General features: G+C 65.6%; 21 protein-coding genes. 12 read left to right on the top strand and 9 right to left on the bottom strand.

The window, feature by feature from the left end; all coding sequences use genetic code 11:
- The first annotated feature begins 425 nt into the window (after positions 1-425).
- Complete coding sequence (locus ACIBJI_RS16995; protein ID WP_364347149.1) at positions 426-1,256, top strand: LppX_LprAFG lipoprotein; 831 nt, start codon at positions 426-428, stop codon at positions 1,254-1,256.
- Between the two features lie 291 nt (positions 1,257-1,547).
- On the opposite strand, the gene ACIBJI_RS16990 is transcribed toward ACIBJI_RS16995, so the two are convergent.
- From ACIBJI_RS16990 to pdxH, 4 genes are all read right to left on the bottom strand, one after another.
- Entirely contained in the window at positions 1,548-1,910 is a 363-nt protein-coding gene (locus ACIBJI_RS16990; RefSeq protein WP_364347147.1) for an FKBP-type peptidyl-prolyl cis-trans isomerase, read from the bottom strand.
- A gap of 42 nt (positions 1,911-1,952) precedes the next feature.
- Positions 1,953-3,257 (bottom strand): citrate synthase, encoded by a 1,305-nt coding sequence (locus ACIBJI_RS16985; protein ID WP_364347145.1) that lies wholly within the window; start codon positions 3,255-3,257, stop codon positions 1,953-1,955.
- A 156-nt stretch (positions 3,258-3,413) separates the two neighbouring features.
- Positions 3,414-4,697, bottom strand: a complete 1,284-nt coding sequence (locus ACIBJI_RS16980; protein WP_364347143.1) for an MFS transporter — start codon at positions 4,695-4,697, stop codon at positions 3,414-3,416.
- Positions 4,698-4,812: 115 nt separating this feature from the next.
- Positions 4,813-5,553, bottom strand: coding sequence for a pyridoxamine 5'-phosphate oxidase (gene pdxH, locus ACIBJI_RS16975; protein WP_396959378.1), 741 nt, complete (start codon positions 5,551-5,553; stop codon positions 4,813-4,815).
- Positions 5,554-5,743: 190 nt separating this feature from the next.
- On the opposite strand from pdxH, the gene ACIBJI_RS16970 reads away from it, so the two are divergent.
- The 4 genes from ACIBJI_RS16970 to ACIBJI_RS16955 all read left to right on the top strand — a co-directional run bounded on the left by ACIBJI_RS16970 (position 5,744) and on the right by ACIBJI_RS16955 (position 11,483).
- Positions 5,744-6,892 (top strand): citrate synthase 2, encoded by a 1,149-nt coding sequence (locus tag ACIBJI_RS16970; protein WP_364347139.1) that lies wholly within the window; start codon positions 5,744-5,746, stop codon positions 6,890-6,892.
- A 134-nt stretch (positions 6,893-7,026) separates the two neighbouring features.
- Complete coding sequence (locus tag ACIBJI_RS16965) at positions 7,027-7,887, top strand: polysaccharide deacetylase family protein (RefSeq protein ID WP_397084796.1); 861 nt, start codon at positions 7,027-7,029, stop codon at positions 7,885-7,887.
- 285 nt (positions 7,888-8,172) lie between these two features.
- Positions 8,173-10,896 (top strand): ATP-binding protein, encoded by a 2,724-nt coding sequence (locus ACIBJI_RS16960; RefSeq protein WP_396959381.1) that lies wholly within the window; start codon positions 8,173-8,175, stop codon positions 10,894-10,896.
- Complete coding sequence (locus tag ACIBJI_RS16955) at positions 10,893-11,483, top strand: ATP/GTP-binding protein (RefSeq protein WP_364347133.1); 591 nt, start codon at positions 10,893-10,895, stop codon at positions 11,481-11,483. The genes ACIBJI_RS16960 and ACIBJI_RS16955 overlap by 4 nt, the downstream gene beginning before the upstream one ends.
- A gap of 32 nt (positions 11,484-11,515) precedes the next feature.
- On the opposite strand, the gene ACIBJI_RS16950 is transcribed toward ACIBJI_RS16955, so the two are convergent.
- Complete coding sequence (locus ACIBJI_RS16950) at positions 11,516-12,040, bottom strand: hypothetical protein (protein ID WP_364347131.1); 525 nt, start codon at positions 12,038-12,040, stop codon at positions 11,516-11,518.
- Between the two features lie 184 nt (positions 12,041-12,224).
- Between ACIBJI_RS16950 and serC the strand changes: the two genes are divergently transcribed.
- The 3 genes from serC to ACIBJI_RS16935 all read left to right on the top strand — a co-directional run bounded on the left by serC (position 12,225) and on the right by ACIBJI_RS16935 (position 16,271).
- Positions 12,225-13,349, top strand: coding sequence for a phosphoserine transaminase (gene serC, locus ACIBJI_RS16945; protein ID WP_364347129.1), 1,125 nt, complete (start codon positions 12,225-12,227; stop codon positions 13,347-13,349).
- A 200-nt stretch (positions 13,350-13,549) separates the two neighbouring features.
- The gene (sepH, locus tag ACIBJI_RS16940) at positions 13,550-14,782 is read left to right on the top strand and encodes a septation protein SepH (protein ID WP_397084794.1); all 1,233 of its coding nucleotides are present in this window, start codon (positions 13,550-13,552) and stop codon (positions 14,780-14,782) included.
- Positions 14,783-15,527: 745 nt separating this feature from the next.
- On the top strand, positions 15,528-16,271 hold the full coding sequence (locus tag ACIBJI_RS16935) for a DUF6928 family protein (RefSeq protein ID WP_364347124.1): 744 nt from the start codon (positions 15,528-15,530) through the stop codon (positions 16,269-16,271).
- 262 nt (positions 16,272-16,533) lie between these two features.
- Here ACIBJI_RS16935 and ACIBJI_RS16930 read toward each other — a convergent pair whose 3' ends face one another.
- Positions 16,534-16,845 carry a DUF2537 domain-containing protein gene (locus tag ACIBJI_RS16930; RefSeq protein WP_397084792.1) on the bottom strand — a complete coding sequence of 104 codons (312 nt, stop codon included), beginning with the start codon at positions 16,843-16,845 and terminating at the stop codon, positions 16,534-16,536.
- A 13-nt stretch (positions 16,846-16,858) separates the two neighbouring features.
- Entirely contained in the window at positions 16,859-17,662 is an 804-nt protein-coding gene (locus ACIBJI_RS16925; RefSeq protein WP_396959389.1) for a TrmH family RNA methyltransferase, read from the bottom strand.
- A 176-nt stretch (positions 17,663-17,838) separates the two neighbouring features.
- Between ACIBJI_RS16925 and ACIBJI_RS16920 the strand changes: the two genes are divergently transcribed.
- From ACIBJI_RS16920 to ACIBJI_RS16910, 3 genes are all read left to right on the top strand, one after another.
- The gene (locus ACIBJI_RS16920) at positions 17,839-19,044 is read left to right on the top strand and encodes a GNAT family N-acetyltransferase (RefSeq protein WP_397084790.1); all 1,206 of its coding nucleotides are present in this window, start codon (positions 17,839-17,841) and stop codon (positions 19,042-19,044) included.
- Positions 19,045-19,277: 233 nt separating this feature from the next.
- Positions 19,278-19,694, top strand: a complete 417-nt coding sequence (locus tag ACIBJI_RS16915) for a nuclear transport factor 2 family protein (RefSeq protein ID WP_396959392.1) — start codon at positions 19,278-19,280, stop codon at positions 19,692-19,694.
- Positions 19,695-19,809: 115 nt separating this feature from the next.
- Positions 19,810-20,238: a YccF domain-containing protein gene (locus ACIBJI_RS16910; RefSeq protein WP_364347114.1), complete on the top strand. Its 429-nt coding sequence runs from the start codon at positions 19,810-19,812 to the stop codon at positions 20,236-20,238.
- A 38-nt stretch (positions 20,239-20,276) separates the two neighbouring features.
- Here the strand turns inward: ACIBJI_RS16910 and ACIBJI_RS16905 are convergent, their stop codons facing one another.
- Positions 20,277-20,714 carry a MarR family transcriptional regulator gene (locus ACIBJI_RS16905; RefSeq protein WP_364347112.1) on the bottom strand — a complete coding sequence of 146 codons (438 nt, stop codon included), beginning with the start codon at positions 20,712-20,714 and terminating at the stop codon, positions 20,277-20,279.
- A gap of 63 nt (positions 20,715-20,777) precedes the next feature.
- On the opposite strand from ACIBJI_RS16905, the gene ACIBJI_RS16900 reads away from it, so the two are divergent.
- A complete protein-coding gene (locus ACIBJI_RS16900; RefSeq protein ID WP_364347110.1) occupies positions 20,778-21,014 on the top strand; it encodes a DUF2530 domain-containing protein in 237 nt (78 codons plus the stop codon).
- A 4-nt stretch (positions 21,015-21,018) separates the two neighbouring features.
- On the opposite strand, the gene ACIBJI_RS16895 is transcribed toward ACIBJI_RS16900, so the two are convergent.
- Complete coding sequence (locus tag ACIBJI_RS16895; RefSeq protein WP_397084787.1) at positions 21,019-23,064, bottom strand: neutral/alkaline ceramidase; 2,046 nt, start codon at positions 23,062-23,064, stop codon at positions 21,019-21,021.
- Positions 23,065-23,076 lie beyond the last annotated feature (12 nt).

Here is a 23,076-nt window from a genome sequence, read left to right as displayed (position 1 = left end):
CCTCCGTGTCTGATCCGCGGTTCGGTGGCCGTTGTCGGCCCCGTGGTTATGGCGTGTATCGCGGACAGGCGCGGGGACGCTTCATCCGGCGAACCGGATGTCCCCCCCGAAGTCACCACACCGTCTGAGCCTTCGTGACAGCATCGTGCTTGCAGCGCCTTACATCTCACTAAACAATCCCTTAACCCGGTAACTTTCGCGTCGGATTCCCCCCGATCTGTGCGAGAAGACCGAACCAAGGGTAACGTCGGCACCCGCAGCATGCGCGGCTCGCCTGGACTTCGCTTTGCGAACCGGGTCGAGTTAGCCTGCGCGACAGGCTAATCTGGCGGGCGAAATGCTGCACTACACCGGGCGGCAGCACCAGCTGTCCCCGTCAAACCATCCGGTCGTACCCGACCTCGCACTCTTCTGGGGGCAGAACATTGAGTGATCTGACAGCGCGAGCACACACCTCGCACCGAATCCGACTTCGCCGACCGGGACTCGTGCCCGCCGTGGTCGCGGCGTCGATGTTCGCTGCACTGGTGACAGGCTGCGACTCCAGCTCCGACTCGAAGACCACCTCTTCCGCGCCGCCTTCGGGGCAACTGCCCGAGGCCGCGCAGATCGTGCAGGAGTCCGCGCGGACCACCCAGACCTTGCAGGCCGTGCACCTGAATCTGAAGGTGGACAACCTCACCAACCTCCCGGTGGAGAGCGTCTCGGCCGATGTGACCAACCAGCCGCAGGGCGCCGGACAGGCGATCGGCGAGGCGAAGGTCCGGACCAAGCCCGAGGCCGACTTCATCCAGGCCAAGTTCCTGGTCGTCGACAAGGAAATGTACGCACAGACCGGTGGCTCCTCCGCCTACGCCAAAATCGGTCCGGCGGAACAGATCTACGACCCGGGCGTAATCCTGGACAAGGACAAGGGTCTGGCCAACCTCATCGCCCAGGTGAAGAACCCGAAGGTGGAGGGCCGGGAGAAGGTCGACGGCACCGACACCGTGAAGTTGACCGGAACCATCGACTCCACGGTCATCGATCCCATCGTCCCGAAGTCCGGTGACCCGGCGGGCACGTTCCCGATCACCCTGTGGATCGCGGATGTCGCCCCGCCGTCGGGTTCGGCTTCGGCCCTGCCGTCGAACGCCGCCTCCCCCGGCAACGGCCCGAACCTGGTTCAGGCTGTCGTCAAGCGGGATCCGGGCACCATCAAGGTGACCCTGTCGGCATGGGGTAAGCCGGTCAAGGTCACCGCACCGCCGAAGTAAGGCACACATACCGCAAACCGGTCCGGGATGCATGACGGTGGCAGCAGCCGTCATCCGCACTCCCGGACCGGTTTTCGCGTCTCAGGCATCGCGCCGTGCACACGTCCCGCAAAGCGACACCAGCACTGAATGCCCACTGCCGCGCACGAATTGCGCCGCCACGCACCGATTGTCCCCACGAAATCGTGCGTGGCGCGCTAAATCGTGCGCGGCGCGAATACGGCATTAGGAGATGACCGCGGCCCGTGCTTCCAACGGGATGGAAGCACGGGCCGCGGTGGAGGATTCAGGTCAGTTGACGACGTTGAGCAGGTCGATCACGAAGACCAGGGTCTTGCCGGAGAGTTTGTGGCCGGAACCGACGGGGCCGTAGGCGAGCTGCGGCGGGATGGTGAGTTGCCGGCGTCCGCCGACTTTCATGCCGGGGATGCCATCCTGCCAGCCCTGGATCAGGCCGCGCAGCGGGAAGCTGATGGATTCACCGCGGTTCCAGGAGGAGTCGAATTCCTCACCGGAGTCGAATTCCACGCCGACATAGTGCACCTCGACGGTGCCGCCGGGCACTGCCTCGGCGCCCTCGCCCTCGACGATGTCCTTGATAACCAGCTCGGTGGGAGCTGGGCCCGCCTGGAATTCGATCTCCGGCTTGGTCATTCGGCTATCCCCTCTGATAGGTGATGGTGGATTCGGTTGAAATTAGCGGCCGTCGATCTCGTGGTAATCACGGTGACCGTAACCGGTGTAGATCTGGCGCGGACGGCCGATCTTCAAAGGCTCACTGTGCATTTCCCGCCAGTGCGCGATCCAGCCCGGCAGCCGGCCCATGGCGAACAGCACGGTGAACATGCGGGTCGGGAAGCCCATGGCCTTGTAGATGACACCGGTGTAGAAGTCGACGTTCGGGTACAGCTGGCGCGAGATGAAGTACTCGTCGGTGAGCGCGGCCTCTTCGAGAGACTTTGCGATATCGAACAATTCGTCGTCGCCGCCGAGCTTGGACAGAATCGCGTCGGCATGCTTCTTGGCGATCGAGGCGCGCGGGTCGTAGTTGCGGTAGACGCGGTGTCCGAAGCCCATGAGCTTCACGCCGTCTTCCTTGTTCTTGACCTTGCGGATGAATTCCTTGACGTTGCCGCCCTCGGCCTTGATGCCGTCCAGCATCTCCAGCACCGCCTGGTTGGCGCCACCGTGCAGCGGGCCCCACAGCGCGTTGATGCCGCCGGAGACGGAGGTGAACAGGTTGGCGTCGGAGGAGCCGACCAGGCGCACGGTCGAGGTCGAGCAGTTCTGCTCGTGGTCGGCGTGCAGGATCAGCAGCATGTCGAGGGCGGCGGCGATCTCGGGGTCGACCTCGTAGGGTTCGGCCGGGAAGCCGAACGTCATCCGCAGGAAGTTCTCCACCAGGCTCAGCGAGTTGTCCGGGTAGAGGAAGGGCTGGCCGACCGACTTCTTGTACGAGTAGGCCGCGATGGTGGGCAGCTTCGCCAGTAGTCGGATGGTCGACAGCTCGACCTGTTCGGGATCCTTCGGGTCCAGCGAGTCCTGGTAGTACGCCGAAAGCGCGTTCACCGCCGAGGACAGCACCGGCATCGGGTGCGCGTTGCGAGGGAAGCCGTCGAAGAACCGCTTGAGGTCCTCGTGCAGCAGGGTGTGGCGGCGGATCCGGTCGGTGAACTCGTCCAGCTGTGCCTGGGTCGGCAGCTCGCCGTAGATCAGCAGGTAGCTGACCTCGATGAAGGTCGAGGACTCGGCGAGCTGGTCGATCGGGTAGCCGCGGTAGCGCAGGATGCCCGCTTCGCCGTCGATGTAGGTGATCGCCGACTTGGTCGGCGCGGTGTTCATGAATCCGGGGTCGTAGGTCACGTACCCGGTGCTGGCCAGCATTTTGCCGAGATCGACGCCGTCATTGCCTTCTTTGGCTTCGGCGATCGTCATGGCATATTCGCCGCCGGGGTAGCTCAAAACCGGCTTGGCGTCGTTGATGTGGTCTTTTTCGGGCACGGAAGGATCCCTCTCAGGCTAGGACCGTCGGCATCGGGGTGCGGTCGGCACGGCGGTGCTCTCACGTAGACGCTAGTCGCTACTCGCGCGGCCCGAGAACGAGGGTGCCCACCGGCCGACCTCACAAACAACTTCTGCTCAGGTGAGGTTTATGACTCATCCCGGCACGGTCACCGACTGCGATCTGGCCACGCGATAGCGCACAAAGGCCGGGAACACGAGCGCAGCCAGCACCACCCCGATAACGACCAGCACACCGCCGCCCGCCGCGGCCACCGCCGTACCCAAGCTCGCTGCGGCAAAACCGTGGGCAACATCACCGATGCGCGGACCGCCCGCGACGATCACGATGAAGACCCCTTGCAGACGACCGCGCATCTCGTCGGTGGTGACCGTCTGCAACATGGCGATGCGCAGCGCGGCCGAAACCATATCGACCGCGCCGCCGAAGGCCGAGCAGGCCAATGCGATCCACAGTCCCGGCCCGACGCCGAGGCCGTGCCCGGTCCAGCCGACGGCCACACCGAAGCCGACCATCGCCAGCCCCCACAGCCCGATGCAAACCACCACCGCAAGCCCCTGGCGGCGCACATGCGAGATCCAACCGGAGAACACCCCACCCAGCACCGCCCCGACCGACATCGAGGCGAACAGCAGACCGAGCGCGACGCCGCCGCTTGCCGGATCGCCGAAAGTCTCATGCGCGATCTGCGGGTAGAGCGCCCGCGGCATGCCGAAGACCATGGCGATCACATCGACCACGAAGGAGGCCAGCAGGATGCGCTGCGTCGCCAGATAGGCGAAACCGTCCAGGACGGTGCGGAATCCGGCCTTTCGCGCGGTTCCGGTCGGTGGGATGGCAGGCAGCCGCCACACCGCCCAGATGGTGGCGAGCAGCGCGATCGCGTCGATCAGATACAGGGTCGACAGGCCGACAACGGGGATCAGCACACCCGCGAGCACGGGTCCGGCAATGGCGCCGGTCTGCTGCACGGTCATGCTTAGCGCACTGGCGGCGGCCAGATGTTCGGTGGGCAGCAGCCGCGGAATTGCGGCGCTGCGCGTCGGCTGATTCACCGCGAACAGCGCCTGCTGTACGGCGAAAAGGCCGAGCACAATCCAGACGCTCTCGAGTCCGGCCGCGGCCTGCACCCAGAAGGCGACTGCGGTCACGCCGGTGCCGCAGTTGGTGATGAGCATGAGTTTGCGCCGGTCCATCACATCGGCCAGCGCACCGCCCCACAGACCGAACACGATCAGCGGGACCAGGCCGAACAGTCCGGCCAGACCGACATAGCCGGAGCTGCCGGTGATCTCGAATATCTGCTGCGGCACGGCCACCACGGCCAACTGCGAACCGACGACGGTGACGATGTTGCTGGTCCACAGCCGTCGGAACTCGGGATAGCGCAGCGGGGTGGTGTCGGCGAGCAGTTTCACCGATCGCAGCGTAATGAGTCGGTCAGCAGCCCAACAATGTTGGGGTCTGACGATACAGATACAGCATCGCGGAGCGATTCGATGACGGGTGGTGGCCGGGTGACGGGTGGGCTTTCTAGGGTTGTAGTCGGTCGACCGTCATGACGTCGCCGCTGACCCGTACCCGGATCCGGTTGTGCAGCCGACCCCGGCGGCCCTGCCAGAACTCCACCTCGTCGGGGCGGATCAGATAACCGCCCCAGTGCGGCGGCACCGGGATCTCGTCCACCTCGGCGAAGCGGGCCGTGCTCTCGGCCAGCGTGCGATCGAGTTCGGCGCGTGAGGCGATCGGCCGGGACTGGCGCGAGGCCCAGGCGCCCAACTGCGAATCGCGTGGCCGGGAACGCCAGTAAATGGCGGTTGTCTCGGCGGAAACCTGCTCGACCGGCCCGCGCACGTGCACCTGTCGACCCAGTGCGGGCCAGACGAAGGTCGCGGCGGCGAATGGGACACCAGCCAGCTGGTTGCCCTTGGCCGAGTCGTAATTCGTGTAAAAAGTCACACCTTCCGGCGAGAGGCCTTTACACAGCACCGTCCTGGCCACCGGACGCGGCCCGATATCGGTGAGTGCCACAGTCGCGACCACCATGGCATTCGGCTCGGCGATGCCGACCGCGGTGGCCTGTTCGATCCAGTGCCGAAGCAGCGGCTCCCAGCCGCCTGCCAGCCAGGTTTCGTCCAGATCGGTGTCCTCACCGCTGCCGAATGGCATGCCGCCGTAGTCGACTCGCATGGCGGCCAAATCGCTCGCCGGGAAAAGCACCCGATCGTTTGCGGCCATTTCCTGACCGAGAGATGAATTGTCCAGGTCACGCATGGGCCAGACGTTACTCCGCGGTAGCAGGGAGCTAAGGTTTTGTTGATCGGCATGTGCTCGGCGAGCCACACCCTCCTCGACGAGAACAGGCCTTTTCCAGCGACCTGCGAGCCAGTCGCTGCTGGTCCTTTCGAGCGACCTGCAGGCAGTCGCTACGGATAACGAACCGAAGTGCAAGGAGAGTCACAGAATGACTACCAGCCATGCGGTGCCCAGCGGGCAAACCGCCGTACCCCCTGATTTCGTCAGCGGCCTGGAAGGCGTGGTGGCATTCACCACCGATATCGCCGAACCCGATAAGGACGGCGGCGCGCTGCGTTATCGCGGCGTCGATATCCAGGACCTGGTCGGCTCGCGGGTGACCTTCGGCGATGTGTGGGCACTGCTGGTAGACGGTGAATTCGGTCGCGGCCTGCCGCCCGCGGAACCGTTCCCGCTGCCGGTGCACACCGGTGACGTGCGCGTCGACGTGCAGGCCGGACTCGCCATGCTCGCCCCGATCTGGGGCTACCAGCCGCTGCTGGATATCGACGACGAGACCGCGCGGGAGAATCTGGCGCGCGCCTCGGTGATGGCGCTGTCCTATGTCGCGCAGTCCGCGCGCGGCATATACCAGCCCGCCGTGCCGCAGCAGAAGATCGACGAATGCACCACGGTGACCGAACGGTTCATGACCCGCTGGAAGGGCGATCCGGATCCGCGGCACACCGAGGCCATCGATGCCTACTGGGTTTCCGCGGCCGAGCACGGCATGAACGCCTCCACCTTCACCGCCCGGGTTATCGCCTCGACCGGCGCCGATGTCGCCGCGGCGCTGTCCGGTGCGATCGGCGCGATGTCGGGTCCGCTGCACGGCGGTGCGCCCGCTCGCGTGCTGCCGATGATCGAGGCCGTCGAAAAGTCCGGTGACGCACGCGCTTTGGTCAAGGGCATCCTGGACCGCAAGGAAAAGCTGATGGGCTTCGGCCACCGGGTCTACCGGGCCGAGGATCCGCGGGCGCGTGTGCTGCGCGCCACCGCGCAGCGCCTGAACGCCCCGCGCTTCGAGGTCGCCGCCGCGCTCGAGCAGGCCGCGCTCGCCGAACTGCGCGAGCGCCGTCCGGACCGCGCCATCGAGACCAATGTCGAATTCTGGGCGGCGGTCATCCTCGACTTCGCCGAGGTCCCGGCGCACATGATGCCCGCGATGTTCACCTGTGGCCGCACTGCCGGTTGGTGTGCCCACATCCTGGAGCAGAAGCAGCTGGGCAAGCTGGTCCGCCCGGCTGCCATCTACACCGGTCCCGGCCCGCGCCAGCCGCAGGACGTCGCCGGCTGGTCCACCATCGCGCACGTGTGATTCAAACCACAATTGAATAGCGCTTCCGCGAGCCGGATGTCGCGGTGGGTTCTCATGCCCACCACGGTGTCCGGCTCGCGTAGCATCCGGGGGAAGCTGTGAGAGAGAGTTAACGGGGAATGCTGGATAGGAATGTGTCGCGGCGGCGACTGATCGGATTCGGTGCCGCGGCTGCGGCTTTCGTCGCTGGTTGCAGTACCGATAAGAGCAATACGACTGGCGCGCAGTCGAGAACGACCACCGCCGCGAACGCCGTTGACGTGCAAGCCATTCCGAGATCTCCCTTGCAGCAGGTGCCCGCGGCCAACTCCCCCACGGCGGTGGCCGCCCGGCACGCGGGTGCGCAACCGACCCAGTGGGGCATGAAGATGGACGGCATCACAAGCACTTTCGCGGCGACCGGCAAACAGATGGCGGTCACCTTCGACGCGTGCGGCGGCCCCGGCAACAACGATATCGATGAGACATTGCTGAATCTGCTCATCTCCCAGCAGATTCCGGCCACGCTCTTCCTCAATAAACGCTGGATCGACGCGAATCCCGATCGCGCCGTGCAATTGGCCGCCAATCCGCTGTTCGAGCTGGCCAATCACGGTGTGGCACATAAGCCGCTCTCGGTAACCGGCCGGGCCGCCTACGAAATCCCGGGCACCGGCTCGCCGCAGGAGGCCGTCGACGAGGTCTGGGCCAATCACGAGCGGCTCACCAAGCTGCTCGGCAAACCGCCGCGGTTCTTTCGCGCGGGTACCGCGCACTATGACGACGTAGCGGTCGCGATCGTCAACGAATTGGGTGAGCGGCCAGTCGGTTTCAGCATCAATGCAGATTACGGCGCCACCGCGAGCGCGGCACGGGTGCAGAATGCGATGAAAGCCGCCGCGCCCGGCACGATCTCGCTGGCGCATATGCACAGACCGAATTCCGGAACGGCCGCCGGGATGACCGCGGCGCTGCCCGCGCTGCGATCTGCGGGGTTCACCTTTGTCCATCTCTGAGCCCCGTTGCCGCCCGTAGTCGGGCTCGGCGCACCATCGTGCCGGTGAACCCCGGGGTGCAATTATTACGGTATGGAGTGCACGCCCCTGCGATCGCGCCAATAACGCGCAACCCTCGGCGGCAAGCCAGTATGGTACCGATGCTGACTGGTGTCCCGACGTCAGCCGACCGCCTGACGGTCGCTCGAAAAAACAAAGGTGAGACGGATTTCGGCCGTGCACCGGGCATTTCGCCAGCGCGAGATGACCGGATCGGCCGGATCCGAGCGGAAGGCGGTATGTAGGGTGGCGCAGGGAATCTTCGCGCACACTCGATGGCGGAATCTCGAGCAATGGCGAGTCCGCTGGAAAGTCGGCGCGGCCGTTGCGCTTCCACTGGCCGCGGCCATTTTGCTCGGCGGTCTGCGCCTGACGGTCTTCTTCCGCGATTACTCCGAATACGACAGTGCGGCCGATCGCATCTCCGATATTCCGGCGATCACCGCACTCGAATCGGCGGCCTCGACCGTCGCCGGTGGGCAGGTCTATGGCACCACCACCGACCAGGACCTGGTCGAATTGTCAACGGCTATTACCGAAGCCACGGTGCGCGCCGGACGCAAGGGCATCGACGCGTCGGTCGCCAGAGCGCTGAAGCAGATGACCGCGACCAGCGAGGTCATCCGCTCCGGCGGTAAGGGCGGCGGCGATCCGGTGAAGGCCATCGAGCTCAACAACGCGATCGTCGCCGATGCCATCGGCACCGTGGACAAATTGCTCACCCCGATCGGCGTCAGCTCGGTCGTTGCCGCGAAGGCGCAGCTCTCCGATGTGCTAGCTGGCAAGGTCGAGGGCTTCAACTGGCTGATGGCAGCCATATCGGCGATCCAACAGCCATCTCAGGCCGAGAGTTTTCAAACCGCGCAGGGACGCATCCTGGCCATGGGCGAAGCGATCGAACGGGTAATGCCCGCCGCCAAGCCCGACCTCGATCGGGTGGTGCGGCCGAATAACGCCGTGCTCAAGGACATGATCGATGTCGCGATGCGCACCCACGTCGTCGACCTGGTGGAGTTGCGGCGGCTGGCCATCGAATCCCGCGATGTCTTCACCGGATTGACGCGCCAGATCGTGCAGGGCGTCATCCACGATGTCGACGACAAGGTCGCCGAGTCCCGATCCGCGGCCGTGCAGGCCTCACTGGTCGTGCTCGGGACCGTGATCGCGGCGCTCGCACTCGCGCTGTGGGTCGCGCACTCGCTGCTGCAGCCGCTGCGCAGGCTGCGGGCGGGTGCCAGCGAACTTGCCGATAAGGACCTTCCGAGTGAGGTCGAGCGGATCATGCGCGGCGCCCAACTCGAGGACATCGAGGTGAAACCGGTGCCGGTGCACACCGGTGAGGAGATCGGCGAAATCGCCCGCACCGTAGACGGTTTGCACACCCAGGCACTCAAACTCGCCGCACAGCAGCAACTGCTGCGCGATCAGGTCAACGACATGTTCGAGACCATGGCGCGACGCAACCAGACGCTGGTGGATCGCCAGCTCAGCATGATCGAGGCGCTCGAATTCGAGGAGAAGGACCCCGAGCGACTCGGCCACCTCTTCCGGCTCGATCACCTGGCCGCGCGCATGCGGCGCAATAGCGCCAATCTGCTGGTGCTGGCCGGAACGCGGTCACGGCACGACCGGTCCGGACCGGTCGAGGTGCGCGATATTCTGCGCGCTGCGGTCTCCGAGGTCGAGGACTATCAGCGGGTCAAATCCGGTGCCACACCCGATGGTTGGGTCGCGGGCATCGCGGCTACCGATGTGGTGCATCTGATCGCGGAGATGTTGGAGAACGCGCTGCGGGCGTCACCGCCCGATAGCGATGTCACCTTCGCCTACAGCCGGACCTCCGAGGGCGGCCTGCTCATCGAGGTCGTCGATGAGGGCATCGGCATCGTGGCCAACGAACTGAACGAGATCAACGAGCGGTTGGCGGTGCCGACCGTGGTCACCGTCGCGACGACGCGGCAGATGGGCATGTTCGTCGTCGGCAAACTCGCCGAGCGCCACGGCATCACGGTTCGGCTGCGCCGGACCCACGATCGTGCGCTCAGCCCGGGAATCACCGCGAGCCTGCACATTCCGCCGGCGCTGATCGAGGTGCCGTCGCAGGATTCGCAGGATCCGGCGACGCTGAAGCCGTTGATTCCGGTGCATCGGGACACGCTCGGTACCAGGGCGAAGGCCGAGGCCGGCGAGGGTCTTGCCAAGGCGAAGGCCGAGGCAGGCGCGGATGTTGCCAAGCCCGCGGCCAAGGCGGTCGCGGCCAAGGCCGAGCCTGCGGCACGTCGGATCGGTGCGCCGCTGTCAGCGGCACCCAAGCCCGCCGAACCGGAGGCCGATGCCCCCGCGGCACCGCCGGTGATCACCAGTTATGGTCTGCCGAAACGGGTTCCGGGAGTCAATCGCAAGGGGCGTCGCAAAGCGGGCGGGGCCGCCGCGAAGCCTGCGAGCACAACCGCGGTGTCCGCAGCGCCGACGCCGTCGGCTAGCGTGGCCGATTCGGGTTCCCCGACCGGTCCGCAGGATCGGGTGACCAAGACGACCTCGTTCTTCCAATCCGAAGAAGCGGATTCGCCGGAATCCCCGTCGAACGGATCCGCGCAGCCCACCAAGGGGGAAGCGGCGACGCCGATTTTCGCCGGCATGATGTCGGCGTGGTTGGCTGATCCGACTACAGGGGAGCTACCGGTTTTGGACAATTGGCATTCGGCGGCGGATGAAGGCTGGTCCGCGGCACAGCGGGCGGCGGATGCCACGATCACGGAAAGGACAACGTCCGGGCTACCGAAACGAGATCCAGGGAATCAGTTGGTGCCGGGTGGGGCCGAGTCGGGGTCGGCGGCAACGGAATCTGCGGCGAGCACGCGCCGCGACCCGGAAGCGATCCGCACAGGATTGAACCGGTATCAGCGGGGGGTACGTGACGGAAGAGCCACTGGTAAGTTGAAACCCCTTGCAGCCGAGGATGTTCGATGACCGCACCTGAACAAGCACCACCCGAAACCACGTCCCGCGCGGTCTCGGCGAAAATCGTGATAGCCGGCGAGATGGGGGTCGGCAAAACTACGCTGGTCGGCGCGGTTTCGGATATCGTTCCGCTGAAAACCGAAGCGCTGATGACCGATCTGAGCTCCGAAATCGACGACACTTCAGGGGTCCCGGATAAGACCACCACCACGGTGGCCATGGATTTCGGCCGGATCACTCTGAACGACGATCTGGTGTTGTACCTGTTCGGTACTCCGGGCCAGCACCGGTTCTGGTTCATGTGGGACGACCTGAGCCTCGGTGCGATCGGCGCCATCCTGCTGGTCGACACCCGTCGGGTGGACGAAAGTTTCGCCGCGGTCGACTATTTCGAAGAACTCGGACTACCGTTCCTGGTCGCGGTCAACGAATTCGAAGGTGCCCCCAAGTTTCCCGAGGAGGCCATCCGCGATGCCCTCTCGCTATCGGCCGACGTTCCGGTGATGATGATCGACGCAAGGGATCGAGAATCCGCCAAGACCGCGCTCATCGCACTCACCGGACACGCACTGGCCCGCGTGAAAGCCAAGAGTTAGCGAAATGGCGGCTCGAACATCGAGCCGCCTCGCTAATCCTCGCCGAGGGAGGCAAGCCAGTCGACCGCGACGGATTCGCCGCGGTCGACTGTGAAGAAGGCCACCTCGAGGTGTTGGCCGAGGTCGACGAGGCCGATCGCGGCCAGCGGTATCGGTTGGATCAGGCGCACGCGCCACGGTTTCACCTCGTCCCAGGCGCGCAGTTCGAGATCCAGTCGCAGCACCGGGTCGTCGCGCCCGGCGTAGTCGGCGGCGACCGGTGCGGCGGCGAGCACAGTGGCATCGGCGCGGCGGCCGTCGGCGAGGATCTTCGAAATGCTCGCCCGGCCGGTCTCGGCGATATCGGGCACGTAGAGCACCACGCGGTCGCGATCGCCCGGATCGACCCGGCAGCCGACCACATCACCGGGCTGCATCCACTCCAGGTCGTCCTCGCGCATCCGCTGCCGCACCCGGGCCTCGTATGGCAGCGCGCCTTCTACCTGCACTCGAACCCAGAAAACGTGTCCGGGTTCGCTGCGTCGCGGACGCACACCGAGGATGGTCGCCGTGCCCATCACGCCGTGAATGAGCAATTCGCGCCGCTGCGAATTCGATAACGCACCCGCGCGCAATCCAAAGTTCCGCGGCCCCCTGCTACGTGCTCGCCACCCGGAGTTAGCCGACGCAAGGTTCATAGGCGATAACGTTAGCCGGAGTGTGGTCAGAGTCACAGCATTACCACCGTCTACCCTGTTGGCCATGACCGCTGAGTTCCCGATCATTCCCGACGATCTCAAGCCCGCCGACGGACGGTTCGGCTGTGGCCCCTCCAAGGTGCGCCCGGAGCAGTTGCAGTCTCTGGTATCCGTCGGCGCCTCAGTGTTCGGAACCAGTCACCGGCAGAAGCCGGTCAAGGATGTGGTCGCGCGCGTGCGCGGCGGCCTGCGCGAACTTTTCGCGCTGCCCGACGACTACGAAGTGGTGCTCGGCAACGGTGGCACCACGGCGTTCTGGGATGCCGCCGCCTTCGGCCTGATCCGCGAGCGCTCGCTGCACCTGACCAATGGCGAGTTCAGCTCGAAGTTCGCCGCGGTGGCCAAGGGCAACCCGTTCATCGGCGATCCGATCGTGGTCTCGGCGGAGCCGGGCAGTGCGCCCGAGCCGGTTTCGGACCCGTCGGCAGACCTCATCGGGTGGGCGCACAACGAAACCTCCACCGGTGTTTCGATCCCGGTGCAGCGTCCGGCGGGTTCGGAGAACGCGCTGATCGCCATCGATGCCACCTCCGGCGCGGGCGGTCTGCCGGTCAACATCACCGATGCCGACGTCTACTACTTCGCGCCGCAGAAGTGCTTTGCCTCCGACGGCGGCCTGTGGGTCGCGCTGATGAGCCCGGCCGCGCTGGCCCGGGTCGAGGAGATCAAGGCCTCGGGTCGCTGGACTCCGGACTTCCTTTCGCTGCCGATCGCGATCGACAACAGCACCAAGGACCAGACCTACAACACCCCCGCACTCGGCACCCTGCTGCTGTTCGCCGACCAGATCGAGTGGATCAACGGCAACGGCGGGCTGGACTGGGCGGTCAAGCGGACGCTGGATTCCTCGTCGCGGCTGTACTCCTGGGCCGAGTCGAGCTCCTTCGCCACCCCGTACGTCGCCGATCCGGCGCACCGCTCACAGGTCGTGGGCACCATCGACTTCGCCGACTCGGTCGATGCGGCCGCCGTCGCCAAGGTGCTGCGCGCCAATGGAATCGTGGACACCGAGCCCTACCGCAAGCTCGGCCGCAACCAGCTGCGCGTCGGCATGTTCCCCGCCATCGACCCCGAGGATGTTTCGCAGCTGACGCGTAGCATCGACTGGGTTGTCGAAAAGCTGGGGTAAATCGAGCTCGGTTATTGCGACACGCCCACTTTCGACACGCTGTTTCTTGTAGCGCTGCGAGTTGAATAGAGCAGATTAGCGGGGCGCGGAGGGTCTTTCGCAGATTTCCGCCCCGCGTGTCTTGCCTCGAGATCATCAGTAGTGCACTACTGTTTCGGAAAGTGGGCGGTGTCGCGAGCCGACGCGATAAGGAGGTAACGGTGCGTGAACTTCGAGTGATCGGGGTGACGCCCGACTCCACGCACATCGTGTGCATCGACACCGAGACCGGCACCAAGTACCGGCTGCCCGCCGACGACAAGCTTCGAGCCGCGGCACGCGGAGACCTTGCCCGATTCGGCCAGATTGAGATCGAGATGGAAGCAACTATGCGTCCCCGCGATATTCAAGCTCGTATCCGTGCCGGGGCATCCGTTGAACAGGTCACCGAAGAATCCGGTATGCCGCTGAGTCGCGTGGAGCGATTCGCCTATCCGGTGCTGCTGGAACGGGCCCGCGCCGCCGAACTCGCGCAGAAGGCGCATCCGGTGCGCGCCGACGGTCCGGCCGTGGAAATCCTGATCGATATCGTCACCGCCGCGTTCACCGAGCGCGGGCACACACTCGAGAATGCCGAGTGGGATGCCTGGAAGGACGAAAAGGGCTTCTGGGTCGCGCAATTGCAATGGCAGAACGGCCGTTCCGAGATCGCGGCGCATTGGCGCTACCAGCCCGACGCGCACGGCGGCTCGGTTTCCCCGCTCGACGATCCGGCCTCGGATCTGATCGATCCCGACTTCGGCCGTGCCCTGCGCGGGCTCGCCACCATCCTGCCGCCGCAGGCGGAGATCGAGGCGCCGGCGGCGCCCGAACCGCCGGTAGAGACCCGGCCGGTGGAAACTCGTCCGGCCGAGGCGCGTCCAGCCCGCGAGGCCGCAGCGGCACCCGCACGTCCGGCTGCCCGGACCCAGCCGACGTTGGACGAGTACTACGAGCAGCGTTCCGTCGTGGCCGGTGGTAGCAATACGCCGGTCAGCGCCGGTGGTGCGGCGGCCGCGATCCCGGCCGCCGCGAGCACGAATGCCATTCCGGCCGCGAGCGGTTCCGCTTCGGTCACCGCGGGGACGAATACGGCTCCCGCCGCCGGTGGCGCTCCGGCTGGTGCGGGCACCGCCCCGGCCGCGCCCGCCGCTGTCCCGGCCGCGCCCGCCGCTGTCCCGGCCGCGCCCGCCGCTGTCCCGGCCGCGCCCGCCGCTGTCCCGGCAGCGCCCGCCGCTGTCCCGGCAGCGCCCGCTGCTACCCCAGCCAAGGCTTCGAAGCCTGCCGCTAAGCCCGCTGCTTCGGACGAAGCGGCGAAGAAGGCGCCCGCGAAGGCGGCTCGGACCAAGCGGGGGAAGGCGCCGATGCCGTCTTGGGAGGATGTGTTGCTCGGGGTGCGTAGCTCAGGGCACTGAGTTTCATTCCCACGCTGGGGTTTCGGGGTGTTTGCCGAAGTCTCGGTGCGAGGCCTCCGGAGCCGGATACCGGGCGTCGGCCATTTTGAGAGCGGTCAGGGCGTAGTCGGCAAATCCAGGAACAGTTGGGTCCGCACATCTGGCGGCGATAAGTACTTCGGATATAGCCCACTTCGGGCTGCCGGGTTCAGGCACCCGATTTTCAGGCACACCCCGTCTTCAGGCACATCCCGTCTTCAGGCACAGCGGCCGAGGAGAACATCGGCCCGAACGCCTCCGCCGTCTGCTACGACACCACCGCGCTGACGCGGGACCCGGACAAGCCCGACGATCCGCGCAACGGCTTGAACTGTGGCGCGATCACCTGATCAAGATCAGGTGGAGCTGATGGCGGGGGGCTTCTCGCTCGGGTTCAAGGGGTGATTGCAACAGCACCGTCGAGTTGATCGGAGGGGTTGTTGGATGGAAGTCGTTGGGGCCGAGCCGGGTGGTGGTGCGATAGGTGCCACCTGATCTTGATTCCGGTCGCGCGGGGGATTGGTCGCTGCGAATTTCTTGGGGCTGCGGGCGTGTTCGAATGCGGAAGGGGGGACGTCGGCACGGCAGTGCGGGTAGATTTTCGGTGTGTCGACAACTTGATAAGTCGACGTCGGGTGGTTCACGGTAGCGGGAGTTGCTAGAGGACGCCGTGGGTTGCTCAGAGTTTGCGGAGCTGGTTTGGTGCAACCATCGGGAGGTGCCGGAAATGCTGTCCAAGGCTTCGTCTATCTGGTACGTCGACGCACAGGATCCGTTGGCGGTACTCCGCGCGAACCACGACCCGGATCCCGAAGCCGCGCTCGCACTGGCGAAACAGCTGCACACGGACCGCGATGTCATGCCGATCATGGTCGGCACGCTGGGCGGTTGCGCCGGACCGGATGCCGACGAGGTGTACATCGGCTGCTATCCCGGGGTCACGGTGATGTGCTCGGCACAGGCCGCGCGGGCGCATCCGACAGCGCTGCCGGAGTTGCTGGTTCGCCCGCTCGCCTCGGAGCACACCTATCTGATCTCGTTCGACGCGCATCACGGCTGGGGCGCATTCGCCCATTGGGAGCGTGGCGAATTCCGGCGCTCGTTCAGCTCCACGCGGGTGAACATCCTGGAAGACGACGGCCTTCCGCTGGTGTGGGAACGTTCGTTTTGGGCCGGTGACCATCCGGTGCGGTGGCAGGCGGGCGAACTGCCCGACCCGCAGACCCTCCCCTTCGACCCACCCGATTTCGCCGACGCCGCCAATAACGAATGGCTCGGGTTCACCTACCGCGCCGCCACCCCCGAAGGTGCGCTGGTACCAGGCGATATCGCGGTATGTGGATTCACCCTCTACCCCAAGGGCCAAGCGCCCGACCCCGCCGACCTGATCCCGCTGGCAGAGCAGAACGGCGACGCGAAACCGAGACGAGGTCTGCTCCACTGGCTGCGCGGCAAGGATCGCGTCTCGTGAGCGAACGTCAGCGAGTGAACCATCAGCCCAGCGCGCTGCGGCACGCGACGGAGCCCGAGCGCCCGCGAGGCGAAGTCGTGAGCGGGGTCGACGAGTACTGCTAGTGCCCAGTCCTAGATAGCTTGCCGCGCCACCCGCTCCGGCTGTTCGCCGAGCGTAGTGATGTGGCGGTCGATGCGGCGTGGGCGACCACCATTCGACTGCGTTCGATGGAACTCTCCGAACCAAGGCTCGATACGGCAGGAGCTATCTGAACGCGGCACTAGCTCGACAGGCCGCCGATGATCAGGACCAGCCAACCGAGCAACACGCCGGCCACGCCCCCACCGATTACCCAGCGGGTCACGGGGGCGAGGCGCCAGCGCCAGGCCGTGGGAGCGGCGCCGCCGACCGCGACGAGGTTGACCAGGATCGCGAGCAGCGGATGCACTTCCGCCAGTGCCGATCCGAAGGCGTACACCGCGACGACCGTCAGCAGCGCGACCATGGTCGCGACGGTGAGTCCAGCGGCCCACGGTGTCGGATCCTGGTCCGGCTGATAGGGCCGGTACGCCCCGTTCGGGAAGTAACTCACGACAGGATCCCCCTCATGACGTCCTCACCCGCTCATAGAACGCCATGGCGGCCGCGGTCGCCACATTGAGCGAATCGGTGCCTGGTGACATCGGGATGCGGGCACGAATATCGGTGGCCCGCATGGCTTCCTCGGTCAATCCGGGCCCCTCCGCGCCGAGCAGCAGCGCCACCCGCTCCCCGGTCATCGCCGTAGCCAAATTCACCGCAGCCGGGTTCGGGGTGAGCGCGATGATCTGGAACCCGTTGCTCCGCAACACATCCAGCCCCTCGGGCCATTTCGGCAGTTGCGCGAACGGCACCCGCAGCACATGCCCCATCGACACTCGCACCGCGCGCCGATACAGCGGATCGGCGCACCGATCGCCGAACAAAATCGCTTCGACGCCGAGTCCGGCCGCATTCCGGAACATCGAGCCGAGATTCTCGTGATCGTTCACGCCCTCCAACACCGCGACCGTGCGGGCCCGCTCGATGACGTCGTGCACGCTCAATTCCGCGGGCCTGCGCGCCACCGCGAGCACCCCGCGATTGAGATGGAATCCGACCACCTCCGCCATCACCTCGGCGCTCGCCCGGTAGAACGGCACGTCGATCCGCGCCAGCTCTTGCGCGAGTTCGGCCCGCCGCTTCTCCACCCCGAGCAACGCACTCGGCCGAAACCGCGAACCCAACATCCGCTGGACGACCACCACCCCCTCCGCGATCACCAACCCCTTGCGCCCCGGCAGATCCGGCCGCCGATCCGCCGACTTCAGATCGCGAAAGTCATCGACCCGCGGATCAGCGGGATCGTCGATATCGATCACATCAGCCACCGCTACATCCTGCCGTCCCCCGACGCTTCCCCGGACACCGGTGGCCTTTCCTGACGCAGACCTTCGTGCACGGACATCGGCGAGTTACGTGGCGAGTCGGTGTGTGAGGTGTACGGAGCGTCTGCGACAGTGGAAATTCGAGTGCGGGCGGAATGGGGGCGTGCGATCGTCGAAGGATGACGCTGATACCCGGCATCACCATTCGGTCGGCCACCGACGATGACGTGGCGGACATTCAATTGCTCGGCGATACCGCATTCGGGATGCGCAGCGAACCGGAATATGCGCAATTGCGGGCGCAGGTCTTTCCGACCGAGGAAGCGATCGTCGCCATCGACGCGGGGCGTGTCGTCGGGCATGCCAGGTCCACTCGGATGACACTGACGGTGCCCGGGGAACGCACGGTCGAGGCCTGCGGGATCGCCGGGGTCGCGGTTGCGCCGACGCACCGACGGCGCGGAATTCTGCGGGCTATCTACACCGAGCAGCATCGGCGCACCGAGGCGGCTGGGCTCCCGTTGACCATCTTCACCGCGAGTCAGGGCGCCATCTACGGCCGGTTCGGCTACGGGCCGACAATTCGGCAGAACGCGGTCTCGATCGATCGGCGGTTCATCGAATTCCTGCCGTCCGCACCCAACCCTGGTGGTGTCGTGCTCAGCACCATGGCCGATGCGGGCGAGGCGGTGCGGGCGATCTACGACCGGTGGCGGCGCTTGGTGCCCGGTGCGCAGGCACGACCCGAAGCCCGCTGGCAGATGGACCTCGCCGATTCGCCCGCGTTCCGCGACGGCGGCACCGAGCTCTTCGCATTCCTGCACCCGGACGGTTATGTGCTGTATCGCTATCACCACCGCGAACAAGGCAAGTCAGCGGTGGTCGAGGAGATGCGCGCGGTGACCCCGGAAGCGCAAATCGCGTTGTGGCGGGCGCTATTCGGGTTGGAGCTGTGCAGTCACGTCGAGGCGGCGATCACCGATAACGATCCGCTCCCGTATCTGCTCACTGATCACCGACTGGTGCGTACGAAGGCGCGCTTCGACGATTTGTGGTTGCGGCTCATGGATGTTCCCGCCGCCCTGACTGCTCGCTCATACCTGCGCGACCTCGATGTCGTTTTCGCAGTGCAGGATCCGTTCCGCAACGCGGGCGGCACCTTCGCACTCACGGTGCGCGACGGCATTGCCGAATGCACACCGACCACCCGACCACCCGACTTCGAACTCGGCATCGACGTCCTGGCCTCTATGTACCTCGGCGTGTACCCGGCGCGGGTCTTCGCTGCCGCCAATCGCCTGCAAGCCAAGGACGCGGTGCAACTACGCAACCTCGATGAGGCATTCGGCGCGGAGCGAGATGCGGTGCTCGGCTGGTTCTTCTGAGCCTGACTGCCGGTCCGAACTCGTCGAGCGCAGCCAGGATGCGGTAGCCCACTTCGCCGAAGCGGTCGGACGCCGACCAGTGCGCGTGCGCTGCCAACGGGGTGAGCAGCCGACGGCTTCAACGTCAGGCGTGCGGTGTGATCCACGACATCACCAGACTTCATTGGCGCAACCAACAAAACCTCGTATAGTTGGCGATGCCAATGTTGGCAATACCAATGAAAGAGGATGTCATGTCCACGTCCACGGACACTCTGATCGCCGACCGCATCGAAATCGCCGACTTGTTCACTCGCTTCGCCCGCCTGCTCGACGAGGTGCGATATGAGGATGTCGACACTGTCTTCACCGACGATGTGGCGGTCCACTCGCCGCGAATCCAAGTCCGAGGCATCGACAAGGTCGCCGACTTCATTCGACAGTCTCAGGTCGAGGGTGAGCTCGCTCAGCACACGACCACCGATCTGCTGGTGAATGTCGACGGCGACCAGGCCGCGGCCTCAGCGAACTCGCTCGTGTACTACTACCGCGACGGCAAACCCCCGCACCAAACCGGCGGGCTCCGACTGGCCGGCACGGCAGCGCGGACCTCGGCGGGCTGGCGACTCCGCGAGGTACGGATCATGCTCGCCTGGATGCGCAAGGATTGATCTCTGGCCGCACGTACCGCCATGGCCACCGCTGCTGCCGATCGGGGATATCCCTGAGTCCACCTCGTACTCCGGAGTGATGTCCGGATGCGAGGTGGCCTGGCATGCTTGATTCATGAAGCCGATTCAGCTGGTGCTCAATATCCTATGGCTCGTATTTGTCGGGTTCTGGATGGCGCTCGGCTACATCCTGGCGGGCATCATCTGCTGCATTCTGATCATCACGATCCCCTGGGGTATCGCCTCGTTCCGGATCGCGACCTATGTGCTCTGGCCATTCGGACGCACCACGGTCGAAAAGCCTTCCGCGGGTGTCGGATCGATGATCGGCAACATCATCTGGTTCATCGTCGCCGGTTGGTGGCTGGCGCTGGGCCACTTGTTCACCAGCATCCCGCTGTTCATCTCGATCATCGGCATCCCCTTCGGCTGGGCGAACCTCAAACTCATCCCGATCTCGCTGTTCCCCCTCGGTCGCGAAATCGTGGACAGCGACCAACCATTCGGCGCCCAATACGCCCGCGGCGGCTACGTACCTCGCTAGCAACCAGGGCCCGGGACGGGACGGTTACTCCGAGTCAGTTACTCCGAGTCGTCGACGAGTTGCTTCATGATGCCGACGGCGCGGGTCAGCACGACCAGTTGCTCGTCGGTGAGGGTCGAGAGCTGTTCGGTCATCCAGGCTTCGCGGGCGCTGGTTTCATCGGCGATCAGTGCGCGGCCCGCATCCGAGAGCGAGACAATGATCTGGCGGCCATCGGTCGGATGCGGCTTGCGCTCCACCAATTCCAGATCGGTGAGTGAGGCGATCACGCGCGTCATCGATGGTGGCTGTACGCGCTCCTTGGCGGCCAACGCACCCGGCGTCATCGCCCCTTCCCGGTGCAGGGTGGCGAGTGCGGAGAGCTGCGTCAGCGAGATCTGCGCGTCGGCGCGCCGCCCCCGCAGATGTCGCGTCAAGCGCACCACCGCGAGCGACAGCTCACCCGCGAGAGCTCGAACATCCGATGGCGTTGTCACAGAGCAGAACGATACGGGACACGCTGGCCGGTGATCGCCTGTTCCCGCAGCTACCCTGTGACTGTGACCCAGAATGTCCCGCAGATCCCGCCGCGCTTCACCGATCCACGGCCGGTACTCGCGGTCGGCAGCGCCCTCTGGCTGATCGCCACAATCGTCGTGTGGACCAGCGACCGCTGGGAATCCGCCCGCCCGCTGTGTCTGATGGGGCTGGCCGTCGGCCTGCTCGGCTACACGATCTTCGCGATCCAGCGCCGGGGCGCCCGCCGCGGCGACAAAGGCGCACAGACCGGACTTTGACCGCTCAGCTCACTTCGAACTCGTCGGTGGTGCCGGTGAAGGGGTGCAGGGTGCCATCGGAGCTCAGACTGTCGGCGAAGTGCTGCATGCGGTAGGCGCCGGGGGTGGCGTCCGAGGGGATGTCCCAGGTGAAGCGGGCCACGGATTCGGCAAGTCCGCGCTTGCTCCAGTAGAAGCGGACGGCCCATTCGCCCTCATTGGCGACGCGGATCCAGTCGCCGGATGCGTTGCGGCGCTGCACTTCCAGGAAGGTGCCGTTGCGGCGGGGGTTGTGTTTGGGGTGGGCGGAGACGAATTCGGCGGCGGCCTGGGCGCCGGGCGCGCACGAGACGGCAGGCTGGATCAGGACATCACCGAAGCCATGGCCCAACGGTGTGGCATCGGGACCGGCGGCGGGTTGGAAGTTCGGCTGCAGATTGGATATATCGCGTGGAGCCGGTCCGCGCGGGACTTGCCCGCGGGCGGCGAAAGCCGTTGCCAGACGTGTGAACTCCTGCTGGTAGGCGGGCAATGTGTAGCGGCCGAAGAGGGTTGAGCCGCCCTCGTACTGCTGGGAATCGTATTCCTCCGGAGTGGTGACGTATTCGTGGTACGCGTTCGCGTAGCCCTGCATCAACACCTGCTCCAGCGGCACACCGAGCGCGGCGGCAACAGCCCGACGGATGCGCAATCCGGCGACAACGGTGAATTCACCACCGCCGCAGGCCAAGTACAGCTCACCGATCCGAACGATCTGGATCGGCACCACATTCGGCACCCACGAGACCGGCGGCAACAGCCCGAGCGGCACGACGATCACCTTGGGCGCCTGCGCGTCCGCGAGCCAGGACGGTGCGGGCTGGCGCGGATCGCCGAGTGCATCGACGAACGGGTTACGCACACCTTCCGGGATCGGGAGACCCGGCAGACCCGGACCGTCCTCGACGCTGCCCGCGATGAGCGAGACACCCGCGGCGGCGGGCGCGGTGTGGCGCGGCTGGCCGTCGGGCGTGAATCTGCCGTCGACGGCGGTATCGGCCAGGTCGATATAACAGAGCATCGAATCGACCGGACCGCTGATGGACTGTGCACTCGATAATGCGGTCTTCGATGCGTGGTACTGGCGCTCGCCGAGGATGCGGGTGTTGTCGAACTCGTTCTCGGTGGGGCCCGAACCGGGTCGCAGATCGAGATTCGGGGACATATCGCCCGCGTTGGTCTGCGCGAATGCGGCGATGAAATCGGCCGGACCATCGAGATAGCGCACCCCGTGCTCGGTGTGTTCATGGGAGAACGAGGCGTAGCCCTTGTTATCCGCGCTGATCAGTCGATTCTGGTTGGTCATCGAGGTGTTGTGGGTGGCAAACCAGGTGATGGCGCCGACTTGTTTGCCGCCCTTGACGAATGACAGCGCGGTGACCGCCGGGTCGATGGCATTCGGGAAGTGCTGTTTATCCACATCCGGATTGCGTTCGAAGGCGACTCGCGATCGGTTGACACTTGCGTCGTGCAGTTCGGCGCGACCCAGCGAAAGCGTGCCCGGTCCGAGATCCGCATGCGCGGCGGCGATAGCCTCCACAATGCCGTTCACTTCGGCGTCGTATACCTGCTGTTGAAAACCTAGAATCGACAGGTTGTACGCGTAATCGTTGCTGGAGCCGCCACAGGTCGCATGCGAATGCGTCGAGGTGAGCACGACGTTCTGTTCGGTGTACAGATCACCGAAGCGGCGCGCGAGTTCGAGCATGACGCCGCGATGCACCGACTGGAAAATCATGCCGTTCTCCGCTACCGCGAACACGATTCGGCGCGCGCCACTGTCGATGATGAATGCGCGAGCACGCGGGCGCAGATGGATACCCGCCGTCTGCTGCTCGAACTGCGAATAGCCCATCATTCCGCATTCGGCGGCCGGGCCGGTGATATCGGAAAGACCGAGTCCAATTAGGTAGCCACCTGATTCGGGGGCCGGTGCGCCGAGTGCCGCGGTCACTCCTGGCACCGTGGCCACCGCGAACGCGGCCGATCCCGCCGCGGTTCGGGCCAGCACCGTTCTGCGTGACACCGGCATACGCGTCTCCCT

Origin of the sequence: Nocardia sp. NPDC050408, assembly GCF_044458905.1 — a bacterium.
In the GTDB taxonomy this organism is placed as follows: Bacteria; Actinomycetota; Actinomycetes; order Mycobacteriales; family Mycobacteriaceae; genus Nocardia.
This window is presented reverse-complemented; position numbering and strand designations above follow the sequence as displayed.

Excerpts from the sequence above, each read along its gene's own strand:
- ACIBJI_RS16920 (WP_397084790.1), top strand. The coding sequence starts at position 17,839 with ATGACGCTGATACCCGGCATCACCATTCGGTCGGCCACCGACGATGAC.
- ACIBJI_RS16970 (WP_364347139.1), top strand. The coding sequence starts at position 5,744 with ATGACTACCAGCCATGCGGTGCCCAGCGGGCAAACCGCCGTACCCCCT.
- ACIBJI_RS16935 (WP_364347124.1), top strand. The coding sequence starts at position 15,528 with ATGCTGTCCAAGGCTTCGTCTATCTGGTACGTCGACGCACAGGATCCG.
- serC (WP_364347129.1), top strand. The coding sequence starts at position 12,225 with ATGACCGCTGAGTTCCCGATCATTCCCGACGATCTCAAGCCCGCCGAC.
- ACIBJI_RS16910 (WP_364347114.1), top strand. The coding sequence starts at position 19,810 with ATGAAGCCGATTCAGCTGGTGCTCAATATCCTATGGCTCGTATTTGTC.
- ACIBJI_RS16950 (WP_364347131.1), bottom strand. The coding sequence starts at position 12,040 with ATGGGCACGGCGACCATCCTCGGTGTGCGTCCGCGACGCAGCGAACCC.
- ACIBJI_RS16895 (WP_397084787.1), bottom strand. The coding sequence starts at position 23,064 with ATGCCGGTGTCACGCAGAACGGTGCTGGCCCGAACCGCGGCGGGATCG.
- ACIBJI_RS16915 (WP_396959392.1), top strand. The coding sequence starts at position 19,278 with ATGTCCACGTCCACGGACACTCTGATCGCCGACCGCATCGAAATCGCC.
- pdxH (WP_396959378.1), bottom strand. The coding sequence starts at position 5,553 with ATGCGTGACCTGGACAATTCATCTCTCGGTCAGGAAATGGCCGCAAAC.
- ACIBJI_RS16990 (WP_364347147.1), bottom strand. The coding sequence starts at position 1,910 with ATGACCAAGCCGGAGATCGAATTCCAGGCGGGCCCAGCTCCCACCGAG.
- ACIBJI_RS16955 (WP_364347133.1), top strand. The coding sequence starts at position 10,893 with ATGACCGCACCTGAACAAGCACCACCCGAAACCACGTCCCGCGCGGTC.